General features: G+C 72.6%; 1 protein-coding gene. It reads right to left on the reverse strand.

What is annotated here, in order from left to right:
- Positions 1–131 precede the first annotated feature (131 nt).
- Positions 132–1,064 (reverse strand): oxidoreductase, encoded by a 933-nt coding sequence (locus tag ACZ5CR_RS45870; protein ID WP_468869835.1) that lies wholly within the window; start codon positions 1,062–1,064, stop codon positions 132–134.
- Positions 1,065–1,259: the final 195 nt, after the last annotated feature.

Here is a 1,259-nt window from a genome sequence, read left to right on the forward strand (position 1 = left end):
CACTGCCCGGTGGCAGACGAGGAGACCGCCATCCTGCTCTTCGAGCCGGTGGGAACGATGAACACCGGTGACGCCGGAGGGCCGATGACCAAGGCGGCCGAGCGCGTCTCGTAGAGAGCCGGGCACGTCACTCAGAGACGCGCTGAACTCCCTTCGAGGACGGGGTAGTCCACATACCCCTCCCCGCCGCCCCCGTACATACCGCTCTCGCGCTGCGGGTTGAGCGGGGCGCCGGCGGCGATGCGCCGGGGCAGGTCCGGGTTGGCCAGGAAGAGCCGGCCGAAGGAGTAGACATCGGCGAGGCCGGCGCGCAACGTCTGCTCGGCCTGTTCCCGGCTGCCGGGCTCGGGGCCGTCATAGGTGGCCACCAGGGTGCCGTTCCAGCGGGGGCGCAAGTCTTCCAGGGCGGCATACGTTCCGGACTGCACCACGTGCAGGTACGCCAGGTCCTTTCCGTTCAGCGTGTCGAGCAGCCGGTGGTAGCGCGGGCAGGGTCGGTCTCGACGGTGTCGAGGAGCGGGTTGCCGGGGGAGAGGCGCAAAGCGGTGCGGTCCGCTCCTATCGCGGCGGCGACGGCTTCGACCACCTCGGTCACGAAGCGGACGTGGTCGGCGTATGAGGAACTGGGCGAGGAGGTAGCCGTAGGCGCCGCTGATCTCGACCCCGTCGAAGCCGGCGTCGATGGCGTTGCGGGCGGCCGCGGCATGGGCCTCGACGGTCTCGGTGACCTCGGACGTGGACAGGGCACGCGGGACGACGTAGTCCTTCGGGCCGGAGGCGGTGTAGATCTGGCCGTGGCCGGGCGAGATCGCCACGGCCGAGGGGGCGACCGGCTGCTCGCCGCCGAGGATGTCCGGGTGGCTGACGCGCCCCACGTGCCACAGCTGGGCGAAGACGCGGCCACCGGCGGCGTGCACGGCCCCCGTCCCCCGGCGCCAGCCGTCGACGTGGGCCTGCTCGGTCAGGCCGGGGACACCGGGGCCGCCCTTGCCGATGTGGTGCGGCCAGATTCCCTCGCTGACGATGAGGCCTGCGGTGGCACGCTGGGCGTAGTACTCGGCCATGGGGGGGGGTGGGGACCCCGGTGGCGTCGTCGGCGCGGGCGCGGGTCATCGCGGCCATGGCCGTGCGGTTGGGCAGGTGGAGGGCGGGTCGGCTGCCGCTGCTCTGTCACCAGGAAATGGGGGAGGGCGAGCGAGGGGAGCGGGGCGGTGCCGCGCGCCGGGGTCAAGCAGGCGTACGGAGGCTCTTGGTCAGGG

The organism is Streptomyces sp. NPDC031274, assembly GCF_055570235.1.

Coding starts and splice junctions, on each gene's coding strand:
- ACZ5CR_RS45870 (WP_468869835.1), bottom strand. CDS start 1,064: ATGGCCGAGTACTACGCCCAGCGTGCCACCGCAGGCCTCATCGTCAGC.